Genomic DNA, 16190 nt, shown 5'->3' on the forward strand with positions numbered 1-16190 from the left:
AAAATGAGTCTGCAAAATGTAAATTATAGAATATGTTCCGGAGGATTTCACTACACCTTTTATTTTTTATCCTGATCATTATCGGCTGTTCTGTCGCTTCAGCCGCTCTTTTCTATTTTTCTTATAAAGGCTGGGGAATTATATGTGCTCTAGGAGCTATTATCTATATATCCAAAACCCTTACTCTTTATAATTCGGTAAACCGTAAGCTGGCTTATTTTTTCGAAGCCATCGAAAATGACGATTATTCCATTAATTTTATCGAGAAAAAAGGAACCAGTTCGGAAATGTTTCTGAGTTACATCCTGAATAAAATGAAAAATGTTCTTCAGAAAATCCGTATCGAGGCTCAACAAAAAGAAAAATTCTATGAACTGATTTTAGGTAGTATTCATTCCGGTATTGTGATATTAAATTCAAAAGGTTTTGTATTACAAGCAAATACAGCTGCTTTAAAACTTCTGGGACTGGATGTTTTTACTCATATCCGTCAACTGGACAGAGTAGATCCGGCATTGACGGGTTTATTTGAAACGATCCGGCCCGGAGATAATAAGACCTCTTCCCTGACAATGGAAAGAGGAAGCGTACAATTGAGTATAAAAGCTTCAGGAATGACAATGGAAAACGAATTCGTACGCCTGATCGTCATCCACGATATCAATAATGAAATGGATGAGAAGGAAATTGAGTCCTGGATCAAGCTTATACGTGTATTATCGCACGAGATTATGAATTCTATTGCTCCCATTACTTCTCTTAGTGACACATTATTAACCCTATACGAAGATAAAAATGTCCCCGACAACGACATTCGTTCGAATGCTATCAGTGGACTTCATGTCATCAGTGAAACCAGTAAAGGCCTGGTGTCATTTGTTGAATCCTACCGTAAGTTCACTCGTATTCCAACCCCTGCACGGGAATTGTTCAACGTAAGTGAATTCATTCAACGCATCGTCATTCTTTGTAGTGCTGAAGACAATTTTAACTCCGTAAAAATAGATATGTCCGGTGTTCCGGAAGATTTAAAATTATATGCCGATTCTAATTTATTAGGACAGGTACTCATCAATATTGTAAAAAATGCGATTCAGGCTTTATCCGGACGTCAAAACGCTGCCATTGTAATCAAAGCCTGGAAGACAGAAAACGACCGGACAATTTTCACTATTAAAGACAATGGACCCGGTATACCGGAAGAATTGATAAAACAGATTTTTGTACCTTTCTTTACAACAAAAGAATTAGGTTCCGGAATCGGTTTGAGTATAGCCCGTCAAATTATGCGAGCACACGGAGGTTCCATCCGCGTTCATTCTGTCCCCAATAAAGAAACACAATTTACAATTGAATTATAAATTAAAATTCTAACAAAAAGCCATAAGTCATCCTGTCTGAAAACTATAACGTAAAACAGTAGGGCCTCTGCGTCACCTGAAGTTTCATGACTGAGTATTTTTATCTTTGGATAGAGACCTTTAAAGGCCGCTTAATGCTTCCGTTCGCTTCAGAATTAGATCACCTGAAACGGCAGAGAAATATTAACCCGGAATAAAATGCCATTTATTATTTTAGTTAGGAAAATTAAAAAATCCTTTTAAAAGGACAACAGCATTTTAAAGATGAGAAAAAGAAAATTGGGTGACAAAAGAACCGTCCCCTTGTCACCGAATGACAGATTTGATATTTTCGATTAAAAGAGATAGGGCAACAGAATTGAATCCACCTTCCGGTATGATTACATCAGCATATTTTTTAGAGGGTTCTACAAATTCTTCATGCATTGGTTTTACCGTGGAAATGTACTGATTGATTACAGAGGTCATACTTCTGCCCCTTTCCTGTACATCCCGTAAGATCCGACGAGCTAAACGGATATCCGCATCTGTATCTACATATACTTTAATATCCATCAGATCCCGTAAGGCTTTATTTTCAAAAATCAGAATTCCTTCTACAATCAATACCTTGGCAGGGATCATTTTTACCGTTTCCCTCAACCGATTGTGCTCGACAAAAGAATATACAGGCCGCTGGATAGGAACGCCGTCCTTCAGCGTCCGCACATGTCCGATCATCATTTCCGTATCAAAGGATTGAGGATGGTCATAGTTCAATTTCCTTCTTTCCTCCATACTGAGATCATTATTTGCCTTATAATAATAATCATGACTCAAGGTGATCACTTCCTCTTCCGCAAAAGCTTCCCTCAATTTCCGTACCAACGTACTTTTACCGGAACCGGTACCTCCGGCAACTCCTATAACTGTTGTATTCATATGCAGATACTTACGGATTTCTGTTTACAGGCAAATCTCTATACCGCCTTCCCTCCCTCTTTTAAAAAATTTCTCCTCCTCTCCGGCCTTTACCTGGAATTTCCTTCTATCGGACAAATATATAAAAAGTATTCGCTGACTACAAAAGTAAAAAGACATTGAATCTGCTTTGTTTCTTTCCTTCTGATCTATTAAATAAATGTTTAAAATTAAATTATTTTTGTCTTTTCTTCTTGTCAAATAATTTCACACTGTTGTCTATTTTTTTGACACCATAATAAAATTAATAAGTAACAAAATACTAATAATTAATATTTTACAATTCTGGCACGTTTTTAGCAGAATTCCTTACAAATACAGAAAAATAGAAATCACGAAAAAACGAAATAAAATGGTAAAAATCGGTATCACTTTACTGGCTGTCCTGATTACCTTTCAAAGTTTTGGTCAGGAAAAGAAATGGACACTACAGGAATGCATTGATTATGGTGTGGAGCAAAGTCTGACAATGGAGCGTCAACTACTCAATAATAAAGTTAACAATGTAAATTTAAGGGACGCCCGTTTGGATCTACTTCCCAGTCTGAGCGGTTCTTCCAGCTTAGAATATAGTTTCGGACGTTCGATTGGGGCCGACAATACTTATGTTGATTCCCGTATACTTGCCAATAACTACCGGGTTGGGGCCAATCTCAATCTTTTTTCCGGTTTTACGGCCATCAACACTTTGCGTTACCGGAAAGTATCCCAGCTAAAGGGATTGCAAGACTCCGAGAAGACAGCCAACGATATCGCTGTAAACATCATGCAGGCCTTCTACGATCTGGCTTATGCAGAAGGATTAATCGAAATTTCTCAGGAGCAGCTGGAAAACGCCCGTTTACAACTAAAAAGAATGGAACGTCAGCATGAGCTGGGTATCAAACCCAAAAGTGATCTGTTTGACATACAAGCCCAGGTAGCTGAAAGCGAATATAATCTGATTGCAAATCAGAATAAAAAAGCGACTGCTTTAGTAACCCTTAAACAAACAATGAATTATAACCCTGACGAAGAACTGGATATAGAAGTTTCTTCTCTGAGTAGCCGTATTCCGGAAAATCATGAATTGAATATTACAGAAATATACGGAAAAGCAAAAGAAGATTTACCCGAAGTAAGTGCAGCAGAATATGCCTTCCGGGCTGCCCAGCTGAATTGGTATATTACAAAAGGTCAGTTGTTCCCAAGTTTTAATGCTTCCGGAACGCTGAACACCTACTACTATGATTCCCAAGACAATTCCTTTCATTCCCAAATAAAGAATAATCTCGGAAAAAGTTTCGGATTCAGCGTAAGCATTCCCATCTTCGGAGGCCTTTCGCGCCACTCTACTGTTTCCCGCAGCAAATACCAGATGCAGGATGCAGAATTTGCTTATCAGGAAATGTTACAGTCTGTATATAAAGAGATTGAACTTGCCGTATTGGACCTAAAAGCTGCTTCCCGGGAATACGACATGGCCATAAAAAAACAGAACTTCAGTCAATTGTCTTATGAAGCAAACCAAAAAAAATATGAACAGGGATTAGTGACAATTATCGACTTAAACACCAGTGACAATAATCTGAGGCAGGCAAAACTCGATGTATTGAAAGCCCAACTGACTTATGGAATCAAAAAAAGGATGGTAGATTTTTACAGAGGTGCTCCTTTGCAGGCTAAGATCAAATATTAAAAATACGAAAAACCTTATTGAATAACAATTAAAATATATATCATGGATAAGATCATCGAACAGAAAAAAGGATTGAAGAAAAAACATATTCCTTATATTTTAGGGGGAGCTTTTGTATTGCTCTTTATCGGATGGCTGGTTTTTGGAAACCACAGTTCAACTTTAAGGGTAGAAAAGGATAAAATTACCATTGAAGAAATCAAAAAAGGAACTTTCAACGATTATATCCGCATTATGGGAAATGTAGAGCCGATCACTTTTATCCAGTTGAGTGCTATGGAAGGTGGACGGGTTATTGAAAAAGTGGTCGAAGAAGGAGCTATGGTAAAAGCCGGAGACATTATCGTTAAACTCGAGAATCCCAATTTATCGATGGAGATCCTGAAAAGTGAAGCCGATTTGGCTTATCAGGAAAACGAATTGAGAAACACTTTGCTTTCCATGGAAAAAGAAAAAATCAGCATTCGCCAGGACCGTTTGCAAAGTGAACTGAATGTTACCCGGAACAGACGGAAGTACGAACAAAATAAAAAATTATACGAAGAAGATCTGATCGCAAAAGAAGACTACCTGACTGCAAAAGAGGATTACGAAACATCCATACAAAATAACGATATGTTGATTGAGCGTCAGAAACAGGATTCCATGTATCGTGAAATCCAGATTGAAAACATGGCGGAAAGCTTGAAAAGTATGCAGAGAAACCTCAAACTGGTCCGGGAAAGGTATGAAAACCTGAATGTAAAGGCTCCTATCAGCGGACAATTGGGTACACTTTCTGTAGAAATCGGCCAGTCTGTAAACAGTGGTACAGAGCTGGGGAAAATCAATGTTTTGGATAACTACAAAGTAGCAGCTCAGATCGACGAGCACTATATCGACCGTGTAAGAAAGGATCTGGACGCCTCTTTAGAACGTCAGGGTACCAATTTTAATATGACCGTCATGAAAGTATACCCCGATGTAAAAGGCGGGCAATTTAAAACAGATCTCTGCTTTGTAGGCGATATGCCGGAAAATATACGTACGGGACAAACCTACCATATCAATCTTCAACTGGGACAATCCGACGAATCTGTATTAATTCCAAGAGGAGCTTTCTATCAAAGTACAGGAGGACAATGGATTTTCGTACTTTCACCCGATGGTAGTGAAGCGTACCGGAGGACAATTAAAATCGGGAAACAAAATCCGCAATACTATCAGGTAATAGAAGGATTGGAACCCGGAGAAAAAGTAATCACTTCCGGTTACGAAATGTACGGAGACAACGAACGCCTGGTCTTAAAGTAGAAAAACCGTAAAACAGGGTAAGAATAAAAATCCGCTCTCTTTAAACAGATGCAAATGTATAAAAGATAAAGAGTAGTTTATATCTTTATTTTATTCGCCTGACCCCCTCACTGATTAATGAACCTTTGGTTCTGATTCCACTACTTATTCGGGGAACGTAAGCTTCATTAATCAGTGTTGTCTTAGTTATTTTTACTGAAAACGTTACACTAAAACTCTAACCTGCTAAATGAAATATAAATGATTCGGTTATAAACATTTTTTATAAAAAGTGTAACAAAATACATATATATCCGTCATATAATAAAACACAAATTCCGACACGGAAAGCAAGATATTTCGTAACAACAATTCAACATTAAAATATACAACTATGAAAACATTATCTCTTATTTTTCTAACTTGTTTTTCCCTGACACTTTGTTCTTGGGGCTACCGGAACAACAAATCTGAAAATGTAGTAAAAGAACAGCGGGAAATTGGACATTTTACGGAAATAAAAACATCCTCTGCGATTCACGTTTATTTAACCCAGGGAAAAGCTGAGTCGCTTCAGGTAGAAGCCGAAGAAAACATAATTCCTTATATTGAAACAAAAGTAGTAAAAAACTGTCTGATCATCTCCCTCAATGGAAACAGAAAACACAAAAACTTATCGACAAATAAACCGATGAACGTATATGTAAGTGTCCCTAACTTAGAAAAAATTGAGGCCTCTTCTGCCTCTCACATCTATGGGACCAATGAGTGGAAGGCGACAGATCTGGAAATCGAAATTTCCTCAGCAGCACAATTAGATATGAATTTAGAGGTAAATCGTCTGGATCTGGAAGTGACTTCGGCAGCAAAGGCCCAATTAGCAGGGAAGGGGAATTTATTAGATGCAGAGGTCAACTCGGCAGCTTATCTGGATGCTGAAAAATTTATTGTTAGCAAAGCAGACATAGAGGTAAGTTCTGCAGGTAAAGCAACTATATATGTAGCCGATGAACTCGAATACGAGATAAGTAGCATGGGAAAATTAGATTATTACGGAAATCCCCGTATATTGAAAGCAGAATCAAATTCAGGTGCGAGACATAGAAGTAAAGACTAAAATAAACAAGGAAAGACCAATGAAATTACTTATTCTATTATCTCTTATATTTATTTCCCTGACCTCCTGGAATGGGAAAGAACAAAAAACGATCAAAGCGTCGGGACGCGTCATTACGGAACAAAGATCTGTCACAGCCTTTTCTGGTATTGCAGTTTCACAAGGTATAAATCTTTATGTAACTCCTGGTGAAAACTACAGCATAACGGTAAAAACTGACGATAACATTCTGCCTTATTTAAAAACCGAGGTAGAGGAGAATACATTAAGAGTACATTTTCCTGAAAATGTTCAAATCAAAAATGCACAGTCACTTGAAGTACAGGTAACTTTACCCCAAGTCAAAAAATTATCGGTCACTACGGGAGCTATGTTAAAAAGCACTCAGCTATTAAAATGTACAAACATAGACCTTAAAGCCACAACGTCGGGGGTAATGACCTTAGATTTGGAAGCAGTAACTGTAAAAACTTCCATCACAACTTCCGGGGATATTTATTTAAAAGGGAAAGCGGAAAAAATTGATGTACAAATGAGTACAAGCGGAAACTTAAATGCTGCAGACTTCCCTGTAAAATTTGCAAACATAAAAGGAACGACAGGCGCTAAGGCTACAATAGAAGTTTCTGAATTATTGGAATATTATATGAGTACCGGTTCTGACCTAATTTATAGAGGGAATCCGACAATAAAAAGCCAGAAACTCACCTCAGGAGGACAAGCGACACGAAAATAATAAGATAAAGTTAGACGTATCTTATTAGGCGGGCACCTGCTTTCCACAGTGGAAAGTAGGTGCTTTTTTTAAATTCAATAAAAAAAATCATCTTATTTTAAAGAGATTAATCAAAACATTGCTATATTATCAAAGTTAGTATATTTTTGTATCAAATATCGGTGTGTGATGAATAGATACTGCTTTTCGATTTTAATAGTTTTAGGAGTATTCGCCTGTGATACTCAACTTACTCCTTATATGGTAAAATTAACCCAATGGGATAAAATATTGGAAGACAATCCACAAGCTATAGCGGATAGTTTAACAACATTAGATGTCGCAAAACTTAGTAAAGCCGAAAAAGCTTATTATTATCTGCTGGAAGCCGCAATGGCAGATAAAAATTTAAATCAATTGGAAAATGATTCTACTCTACTTATTGCTGAAAAGTATTACAGCAGCAAAAAAGATTACTATGCCCTAGCCAGAACCCAATATTATTTATCTAAATATCAAGAAGATCCTCAAGAAATATACGAATTGTTAAAAACTGCGGAAATCAATTTTGAAAAAAGTTCAAAAGAAGATTATCACATTCTTGGATTAATATATTATTGGTTAGGACAAATTCAATACAAACAGATAAATTTATCTGAAGCAGAATTATACTATAAAAAATCTAATCAGATTTACTCAAGCTTAAAAGATTCACTTTATATGGTATATTCACTTAGACAACTAAATCTAATATATAATAAACAAAAGAAATATAATTTAGCGAAAGAAAATTCTAATCATATGTTAGAAATCATTAAACATATTGATAATAAAAATGATCCACAAGTTTCAGAGTTATACGCTAGTATTTTAAATAATAAAAGTTTTCTACTTCAAAATACAGGAAATATTGATAGCGCACTTATCATTAGTAAGGAATGCATATCTTTACTTGAAGAACGTGACTTGTCAATGAAATCGCCTTATTATTATAGAATAATTAATATATTTCGTCAAAAATCTAAAATAGATAGCTGTAAATATTATGGATTAAAAATGAAAAAAGCAGCAGAACAAGAAAACAATTTATTTAATCTAGCTAACTGTTATAAAAATCTTTCTCAAATATCTAAAGAACAAGAAGACTATAAACAAGCATGTGTATTTAATTCATTATATAACGAAATAAAAGACAAATTAAATTCTAATCACGAAAAAGAAGTTTTAAAAGAATTAGAACAAAAATATGCTCTAGCAGAAAAGGAAAAAGAAAATCTCAGAGATCGTAATAGAAGTCTTTGGTATTTTACTATTTCACTAACCATTGCGCTAGCAGCTAGTATAATAGCTTTATATTTTAGTTGGATTCATCGGAAATTAAAAGTTAAAAACGCTCATTTATCCGAAGAGATTGCAAAAACGCAATGGGGTTTTGCTTTATCGAAAGAATTAATTGCAGATAATAGCAGTGCTTACGAAAAACTGGAACTCCTTTTAACAAAAAACATAAAATTAATTCCAGATAAAGTCTATTACGAATTCGAAAATTCTTTAAAAGCTCAAAAAGAAGATTATTCTCAACGTCTCTTTTCTGCTTTGACAAATATTGATAATAATTTTATTGAAAAACTTCAACATAAATTTCCAGAGTTAAATATAGATGAAGTCATGTTAGCCTATATGCTCAGGCATGAATGGGATATTAATGATATTGCTCAAGTATTCCGAATTACTTTTGAAGCTTTTAAGAAAAGGAAATATAGATTGAAAGTAAAAATTCTAGGAAATGACAATAATAAAATTAGCTTGGAAGATTACTTAATTAAAATGTGATTTCTTCAAAACTTAATAAAAATCTTGAATAAAAAATAACTTTTTTTAGAAGTGTCACCTTATTTTAAGATTTATATAACTAATTATTAAAATTTTACATTTTCATCTGTCCCCTCTTTTGTCCCACAAAATGATTTGGAAGGAGAGTGGGATTTGCTTTAAATTTGCCAAAAAGTTTTAGAGGATAAAAAAAGTGTGTATGAAAACAAAATTTCTTGGCGTACTAGTAGTATTAACAAGTTTAATGATCATTCCTGTTTTTTCATCTACATATTATACAGATGAAGATATTGAATTTTTAGGTGAAGATGATGGAGATCTTGTATACCCAACAGATGAAGTACCTATATATTTAGAAGGAACTTTATCTCAAAATAACATGACAATAGATTGCAATTTCTATTATGATTTAGGTCAAGTAACTTTTAAAATAGAATCCCAACAGGCAAAATCCATTGTTTTAACAGAAAAAACAATAGCCTATAAAAATGGGACTTATACAATAGATATAAAAGAATTAGAGGCAGGAAACTACAAAATTTCTTGTTATAGTGAAGAGCTAGCAACGCAAGTTGGAGAATTCGAAATTAGAAAATAAAGATATCCCAAGTTGATAATAAGTCAATTTTGTGTTTGCTGTGCCCTTTCCCAAGTGGGGCATGGCAAACTTTTTAAAGAAAACAGTAAACGTTATAAAGATACTCCGGGATAGACCCAAATATCCCTTATTCATCACCACTGGAGTGCCTGCACGACGATTGAATTTTACTCGACTATTTGACCAAGCGATAATCGGTAATGTAATTCAATTTTGTTTGTGCAGGTTTTTTTATTATTTTTTCCTCATTCTGATTATTTCTAACGGTATTTTTTGTAAGTTCGCCAATAGGAAAAGCGTCTGTGCTAGAGGTATTCAAAATGTTTTATTTATCCAAATACAATCATAAATAAAAAACATCCATTATGAAAAAATGTTTACTATTTGTCTTTTTACTGGCATTTGTATTCTGTACATACGGAAAAGAAGCCAGATTATTACGTTTCCCGCACATTCAGGGAGATAAAATAGTGTTTTCCTATGCTGGAGACCTATATACAGTGGACGCTAAGGGAGGGACAGCCCGGAGGTTAACTTCTGATATTGGCTATGAAATGTTCCCTAAATTTTCTCCCGACGGGAAATATATTGCTTTTACCGCTCAGTACGACGGAAATACAGAAGTCTTTGTCATGCCTGCAGAAGGCGGACAGCCCCAACGGATTACGTACACCGCCACCCTCGGCCGAGACGATTTAGGAGACCGGATGGGTCCTAATAATATCGTAATGGGTTGGACACCGGACAGTAAAAATATTCTGTTCCGTTCCCGTCAATATACATTTAATGACTTTACGGGTCAGCTCTTTACTGTCCCCGTAGAAGGAGGGGATGTTACCGAAATTCCCCTGAAAAACGGTGGTTTCGCTTCTTATTCCCCAGATGGGAAAAAGCTGGCTTATAATTACGTCTTCCGGGAATTCAGAACCTGGAAAAGATATCAGGGTGGGATGGCCGATGATATCCGTATTTTCGATTTTGATACTAAAAAATCAGAGAAAATTACCGACAACATCCGGCAGGATATTATTCCCATGTGGTCTGCTGACGGAAATGAAATTTACTACATTTCCGACCGCGATAACGTCATGAACCTTTATGTATACAATATAAACGATAAAAATACCAAACAGCTGACGTTCTCAAAAGATTACGACATCAAATTCCCCTCTATCGGAAATGATCAGATCGTTTACGAACAGGGAGGATATATTTACAAATTCGACACTCGGAATAAACAGGCTACCAAAGTCAATATAGAAATTGATAATGACCAATTATATTCCCGTCCCCAACTGAAAGATGTAAGCGATCAACTCCGCAGTATTGATATCTCCCCGAACGGAGAACGGGTATTACTGACGGCCCGTGGAGATTTATTTTCCGTACCGGCAAAAGAGGGAATTACTTACAACCTGACGAATTCTTCCGATGCAAATGACTTTGCTGCGACTTGGTCGCCCGACGGACAAAAAATAGCTTATATTTCCGACAAAAACGGAGAGTTCAATATTTGGATCCGGGACGTATTTACCGGTAAAGAACAGGATTTGACAAAAAATCTGAAAACCTATATCTTCGACATTCTCTGGTCGCCCGACAGTAAAAAAATAGCCTGGAACGATAAACAGAATCAGTTAAATATTACAGATGTAACCACCGGTAAAACAGAAACGGTAGAAACTTCCGGAATCGGAACTTTCTATAGTTACAACTGGTCGCCCGACAGTAAATACCTGACCTACGTACGTCCGGAAAAAAATACGAGCAACATTATCCTCTATAACCTGGCTACCAAGGAAAAACATCAAATGACAGACGGCTGGTACGATATCAGTTCTCCCAACTTCAGTTCCGACGGAAAATACCTGGTCTTTAGTTCTGCCCGTACTTTTAATCCGATATACAGCCAGACGGAATGGAACCATGCCTATGCCAATATGAACAAAGTATATCTATTACCTTTAACAGAGGACGCCCTCATTCCGTTTGCTCCGGAAAACGATAATTTAAAACCGGTTTCGGCTGAAAAAGCAATAAAGTCTGAAAAAACAGATAAAAAACCAAAAGCGAAACAAACGGAATCTACCGAAAAAGCACTTGTTTACAATTTTGAAAACCTGAATAACCGGGTTGTGGAATTGCCGGTTCCTGCCTCTTACTATTACAACATACACATGATCGGACAGAAAGTATACTACAACCGGGGCAGAGAAACTCAGGTTTACGATCTGAACGCCAAAAAAGAGACAAACCTAAAAGCTTACATCGGTTTCGGGCCTGCCTATAAAAAAGCAATTGCCATGGAAGGCAAAAACATGCAGGTCATTGATATCCCGAACGGGCCTGTAAGTATTTCCGAACCGATATCTTTAAAAGATGTAAAAAAACGCATCGATTTCCATCAGGAATGGATGCAGATCTATAATGAAAGCTGGCGGCAAATGCGCGACTTTTTCTATGCCAGAAATATGCACGGAGTGGATTGGGATGGAGTACGGGAAAAATACAAAGTATTGGTTCCTTATGTAAACCATAGAACCGACCTGACCTATATCATAGGCGAAATGATAGCAGAATTAAGTGTAGGCCATGCCTATTCCGAAAACGGGGAACATCCTGAACCTGTCCGGATTCCGATGGGATTACTGGGAGCTCAGTTTGAAAAAGACGCTTCCGGTTATTTCCGGGTAAAGAAAATTATTGAAGGAGCCAACTGGGATAAAGCTACCCGTTCACCCCTGACAATGCCTGGCGTCAATGTCAAAGAAGGAGAGTACATCATTTCCATTAACGGACAGTCGTTAAAAGATACCGATAATCTGTTTAAACATTTGGTAGATAAAGCCGGTAAAACCGTAGAAATAGAAGTAAATACCGTTGCAGATGCAAAGGGAGCACGGAAGGTATTGGTCGTTCCCCTCGAAGACGAATCGCAACTATACTATTACAATTGGGTACAAAACAACATCCGTAAAGTCAATGAAGCTACAAACGGAGAAGTAGGTTATATCCACATTCCGGATATGGGAGTTGCCGGTTTGAATGAATTCGTAAAACATTATTACCCTCAGCTCGGTAAAAAAGCATTGATTATCGACGACCGCGGAAATGGAGGCGGAAATGTATCTCCTATGATTACAGAACGTTTACTGCGTACCCCGACATTTTACACTATGCATACAAATCAGAAAGAAGGGTCTGTCAATCCGGTGGGTACCTTTGTAGGACCGAAAGTATTGCTGGTAAACGAATATTCGGCATCTGACGGAGATTTATTCCCCTACAGATTCAAATACAATAAGCTGGGCACAATTATCGGACACCGTACCTGGGGAGGCGTAGTAGGTTACAGCGGTACTGTACCGGTAGTAGACGGGGGAGCTATCGTAACTCCTTCTTATGCACCTTTTGCTGTAGATGGAAGCGGTTTTATCATTGAAGGAAGCGGAGTTACTCCTCATCTCGAAATCGACAACGATCCTTATAAAGAATATATGGGAGATGACGAACAATTGAACAAGGCCATCGAGGTTATTCTGGAAAAGCTGAAAACAGAAGCACCCCGGGAACCAGCAATCCCGACTTTCCCGAATAAATCCGGAAAATAAAATACTTTAAAAATTTTATGAAAAACCTATTCTTTATAATTGCCTGTAGCCTCCTTTCAGGATGGCTACAGGCACAATCTGCATTAGAGGTAAGGACATTTACCCTGGACAACGGATTAACGGTCTGGTTAAATGAAGATCATTCCCAATCTACTGTTTTTGGGGGAATAGTGGTAAAGGCCGGAGCTAAAGATAGTCCCAGCACAGGTATTCCGCATTATTTTGAACACATCATGTTCAAAGGGACTGACAAAATCGGTACTATCGATTATGCATCAGAAAAAGTATATCTGGATTCTATCGCCCAACAATACGATACGCTGGCTATTACAAAAAACAAATCCGCACGACGGAGAATTCAAAAAGAAATTAACCGGATGAGCATTGCAGCGGCTCAATATGCAATTCCCAACGAATTCAATACCCTGATTTCCCAATTCGGGGGAAGCGGACTCAATGCTGCAACTTCCTACGATTATACCTTCTATTACAATAGCTTTAATCCCCAGTACATCAGTCAATGGTTGGAATTGTACAGTGAAAGATTAATTCATCCGGTATTCCGTTTATTTCAAAGCGAACTGGAAACCGTTTATGAAGAAAAAAACATGCACGAAGATTCCGATTATGAATTAGCTTTTCTGGAAGCAACAAGGTTATTTTATACTCCCCACCCCTATCAATATCCCATTATCGGAACAACGGAACACCTGAAAAATCCACAGTTATCAGAAATGATGAAATTTTATGAGGAATATTACGTAGGGGGAAATATGGCTTTAATTTTAAGCGGTGATTTCGACTCCGAAGCAATTATCCCACAGATCCGGGAAAAATTCTCCCGCATAAAAGCCGGGAAGGCCCCTGTTTCTCAACCGGTTGACCTGCCCGCTTTTCAGGGGAAAGAAACGGCAGAAATCCGGATTCCGATACCCATTGTAAAGATGGGAGCCATTGCCTGGAGGGGTATTCCCGCTAATTCTCCCGATATCTATGCCTTGAGGATTGCGCTCAATCTCTTGAGCAATCAAAACAATACCGGTTATCTGGATCAATTGAGTATAAACGGAAAATTAATGGGTGCCGGTATTGAACAACTCAATCTGAATGAGGCCGGAGCTATAGTGCTCATGTTTGTACCGAAATTCCTTTTCCAATCCTACCGTAAAGCTCAACAAATCGTAACCCGGGAAATTGACCGTATTAAAAAAGGGGATTTTACGGAAGAAGAACTGGCCGATCTCAAACTAAGCCTGAAAACAGCTTTCGAAAAAGCACAGGAAACACCAAAAAGCCGGGTAGAACAAATGGCACAACTTTTTACACAAGGCGGGAACTGGACAGACTATCAAAAAGCTCCTGAGATCATAGACGCCCTTACAAAAGAAGATATTACAAAAATAGCAAACCGGTATTTCACTCCCAACTATTTATTTTTTAAGAAAAAAAACGGACGTTACCGGAAAGAACGGGTTAACAAACCGGACTTCGAACCCATAATTCCTTCTCACCGGGCAGAAAGTTCGGCTTATGCCCAAAAATTAAAAAAAGAAGCGGCCTCGATGTCCGTCATTCCTCCCCGCACCATTGATTTTGAAAAAGACGTGACTACGTTTTCCCTTTCTCCTTTAGTAACTCTATATGCAAAAGAAAATCCGGTCAATAACATCTTTGAATTAACCCTAGCCTATAAAAAAGGAGTTGCAGCCGATCCGGCTCTGGAATTTTTACCTGCCTATCTGAACCATTTAGGAACAGACAGCCTTCCTTTTAAAGAATTCAGAAAGGCTCTTCAAAAGACCGGAGGAAACGTGATTTTTAACGGTGACAGTGAATTTTTCTATATATATATTTCGGGAATAAACGAAAATTTCGATCAAACACTCGCGCTTATTCATCACTTTCTGACGCAAATAACATCCGATAAAAAGCAATTTAAACAAACCCTCAGCGAAGAAAAAATAAGCCGGCTACAAATGCAAAGGGAACCGGAAATCATGGGAAAAGCCCTTGCGCATTATGTAATATGGAAAGAAAATTCAGTTTATTTAAAAACATGGCCTTTAAAACAAATCAAAGCCAAAGGAGGTGCGGAATATGTCAGTTTATTTAAAGATTTATTGCAAACAGAATGTAATCTGTATTATTCCGGGAAATTACCGGTTTCTACCCTAGCAGAAGCTGCCCGGAAATACCTGCTGACAGAGGAAGTCTCTCAAAAAGGATTTGGTCCGGTCTCTGAACCGATCGTAAAATATAAGCGGCCGACCGTATTTTTTGTAAGCAATCCCTATACAAACCAATCCATCATTTACAGTTATACTCCGTCCAAAACAGAAATGAGCATGGCTTTCCGGGATTCCAGTCTCTTTTTCGACTGTTACTTCGGGCTCGGTATGTCATCTTTAATTTTCCAGGAACTCCGGGAATTCCGGTCTTTTGCTTATTCTGCAATAGGCTATCACCACCGCCCTGATCCGCTCAACTGGGAGAAAGGCAGTTTTCTGAATTGTACACTTTCTACTCAAGCGGACAAAACGATAAATGCTTTAAGTGTCCTGGATTCTTTATTAAAAAATATGCCTGAAAAACCGGAATTTACACCTTATGTAAGGCAATTAAATCTGAACTACATTAACGATGCTTATCCCTCTTTCCGGGATTTGCCAGGTACAGTTGCTCTCGGGAAATTCTACGGTTATTCTTCCGACCCGAACCGGGAACTGATTCAAAAATTAAATGAAATGGATATGTCGACAATCCGGGAGTTTTATAATAACAACATTAAAAATCAAACGACCTGTTACATTATTGTCGGAAATCCGACAAGGATTAATGTGGAAGCTCTGAAACGATTCGGAAATCTGAAAATAATCGATAGAAAAAAAATATTTGGTAATTCCATTAAATAAAAAACCAGAGACAAGCTTTTACCGACAGCAGATTAACGTTTCTCAGGTTAATGAACCGAAAGTTGCTGATAAATTCATTTTTTCAGGGCCGGAAGTTCATTAACCGGCGGAGTGATTTTTACGAACCAGGCGA

10 protein-coding genes are annotated in these 16190 nt (G+C 37.5%); 9 read left to right on the forward strand and 1 reads right to left on the reverse strand.

Going from position 1 to position 16190, the window contains the following annotated elements; all coding sequences use genetic code 11:
- Positions 1–32: 32 nt before the first annotated feature.
- Positions 33–1361 (forward strand): ATP-binding protein, encoded by a 1329-nt coding sequence (locus Q0465_RS09025; RefSeq protein ID WP_298615296.1) that lies wholly within the window; start codon positions 33–35, stop codon positions 1359–1361.
- Positions 1362–1667: 306 nt separating this feature from the next.
- Here Q0465_RS09025 and udk read toward each other — a convergent pair whose 3' ends face one another.
- Positions 1668–2282: a uridine kinase gene (gene udk, locus Q0465_RS09030; RefSeq protein ID WP_298615298.1), complete on the reverse strand. Its 615-nt coding sequence runs from the start codon at positions 2280–2282 to the stop codon at positions 1668–1670.
- A gap of 391 nt (positions 2283–2673) precedes the next feature.
- On the opposite strand from udk, the gene Q0465_RS09035 reads away from it, so the two are divergent.
- The 8 genes from Q0465_RS09035 (at position 2674) to Q0465_RS09070 (ending at position 16057) form a co-directional block, all read left to right on the forward strand.
- Positions 2674–3999 (forward strand): TolC family protein, encoded by a 1326-nt coding sequence (locus tag Q0465_RS09035; RefSeq protein ID WP_298615300.1) that lies wholly within the window; start codon positions 2674–2676, stop codon positions 3997–3999.
- A 42-nt stretch (positions 4000–4041) separates the two neighbouring features.
- On the forward strand, positions 4042–5292 hold the full coding sequence (locus Q0465_RS09040) for an efflux RND transporter periplasmic adaptor subunit (protein ID WP_298615303.1): 1251 nt from the start codon (positions 4042–4044) through the stop codon (positions 5290–5292).
- Positions 5293–5665: 373 nt separating this feature from the next.
- Positions 5666–6388 (forward strand): head GIN domain-containing protein, encoded by a 723-nt coding sequence (locus Q0465_RS09045; protein WP_298615305.1) that lies wholly within the window; start codon positions 5666–5668, stop codon positions 6386–6388.
- A 19-nt stretch (positions 6389–6407) separates the two neighbouring features.
- Entirely contained in the window at positions 6408–7124 is a 717-nt protein-coding gene (locus Q0465_RS09050) for a head GIN domain-containing protein (protein WP_298615308.1), read from the forward strand.
- Positions 7125–7292: 168 nt separating this feature from the next.
- The gene (locus Q0465_RS09055) at positions 7293–8936 is read left to right on the forward strand and encodes a hypothetical protein (protein WP_298615310.1); all 1644 of its coding nucleotides are present in this window, start codon (positions 7293–7295) and stop codon (positions 8934–8936) included.
- Between the two features lie 199 nt (positions 8937–9135).
- Positions 9136–9534 carry a DUF3244 domain-containing protein gene (locus tag Q0465_RS09060; protein ID WP_298615312.1) on the forward strand — a complete coding sequence of 133 codons (399 nt, stop codon included), beginning with the start codon at positions 9136–9138 and terminating at the stop codon, positions 9532–9534.
- Between the two features lie 365 nt (positions 9535–9899).
- Positions 9900–13145 (forward strand): S41 family peptidase, encoded by a 3246-nt coding sequence (locus Q0465_RS09065; RefSeq protein WP_298615315.1) that lies wholly within the window; start codon positions 9900–9902, stop codon positions 13143–13145.
- 17 nt (positions 13146–13162) lie between these two features.
- The gene (locus tag Q0465_RS09070) at positions 13163–16057 is read left to right on the forward strand and encodes a pitrilysin family protein (protein WP_298615317.1); all 2895 of its coding nucleotides are present in this window, start codon (positions 13163–13165) and stop codon (positions 16055–16057) included.
- Positions 16058–16190: the final 133 nt, after the last annotated feature.

The sequence above is a fragment of the uncultured Odoribacter sp. genome, assembly GCF_937966165.1.
Classification (GTDB): domain Bacteria; phylum Bacteroidota; class Bacteroidia; order Bacteroidales; family Marinifilaceae; genus Culturomica.